Annotated in this window: 1 protein-coding gene; it reads left to right on the top strand. The window is 64.3% G+C overall.

Translation table 11 applies throughout. The features are described from left to right. A partial coding sequence (locus AC1DLB_RS30025; protein WP_477786285.1) for an immunoglobulin-like domain-containing protein occupies positions 1-1,397 on the top strand: 1,397 nt, incomplete at both ends.

Here is a 1,397-nt window from a genome sequence, read left to right as displayed (position 1 = left end):
CTTGAAGCCACTGCTGCCGGCCCGACCGCCGCAAGCGCGGGCGGCTCTGCCGGTGGCGGCCACAGCTTCGTGGCTCTGGAGGCAACCGCTGCCCGGGTCGACCCGACCATTGGCTTCCCTACCGCAGGCCTCGCCACTGCGGCTTTGGCAACACAAAACACCACTGGCGGCCAGACCGCCAATACCAGCTCCAATGCTCTGCGCGAATCGACCCTGAGCCTGAGCGCCACGCCGACCATCACCGAGGCCGGTGGTGTACTGGTTTACACCGCGACCCTGACCCAGGCACCGCTGACCGACCTGACCATCACCCTGTCCAACGGCGCGGTGATCGTGATCACAGCCGGCCAGACTACCGGTACCGTCAACGTTCCTCTGGCGCCGAACGACACTGTTTATAACGATCCGACCCAAATCGACGTGACCGTCACTGGCACCACGGGTGGCAGCGGTATCGTGGTCACCCCGCCGACTGCTCCGGCCGTGACCCAGGTCACCGACACCGTCGACACCACTACCGTTACGCTGACAGCGGGTTCAAGCGTCACTGAAGGTGGCCAGATCACCTACACCGCCACCCTGACCAACCCGGCGCAGACGCCGGTCACCGTKACCCTGTCCAACGGYTCGACCATCACCATCGAAGCCGGAAAAACCACCGGTTCCGTGAACGTCGAAACCCCGGCCAATGACGTCTACAACAACGGCAGCACCGTCAGCACCACGATCACYGGYRCSACCGGTGGCAAYTTCGAGAACCTCGTACCGAGCACCACGCCGGCCGTCACCACCATTACCGACTCGATCGACARYACCGGCCTGAGCCTCAGCGCCACCGGCACCGTTGTCGAAGGCGGCCAGATCACTTACACCGCCACCCTGACCAACCCGGCTGGCACGCCGATGACCGTGACCTTGAGCAATGGCTCGGTCATTACCATCGAAGCGGGCAAAACCACCGGCAGCGTGACCGTCGATACCCCGGCCAATGACGTCTACAACAACGGCAGCACCGTCAGCACCACGATCACCGGCACCACCGGCGGTAATTTCGAACAACTGACCCCGAGCACCGAGCCGGCACTCACCACCATCACCGATTCGAAAGACGACACCGGCCTGAGCCTGTCGGCGTCCACCGAAGTGGCCGAAGGTGGTCAGATTCTGTACACCGCGACCCTGACCAATCCGGCGGGCACGCCAGTCACCGTGACCTTGAGCAACGGGGCCGTGATCACCATCGCTGCAGGCGCGACCACTGGCAGCGTGAGCGTCGCCGCCCCTGCCGATGACGTTTACAAAGACACCGGCACGGTCCAGGCGACCATCTCCACCGCCACCGGTGGCAATTTCGAAAACCTGGTGCCGAGCACTGCCCCGGCAGCCACCACCGTCAC

It is taken from the genome of Pseudomonas sp. 05N434, from assembly GCF_056396965.1.
Note: the sequence above shows the minus strand (reverse complement) of the source record. Positions and strands in the feature narration are given on the sequence as shown.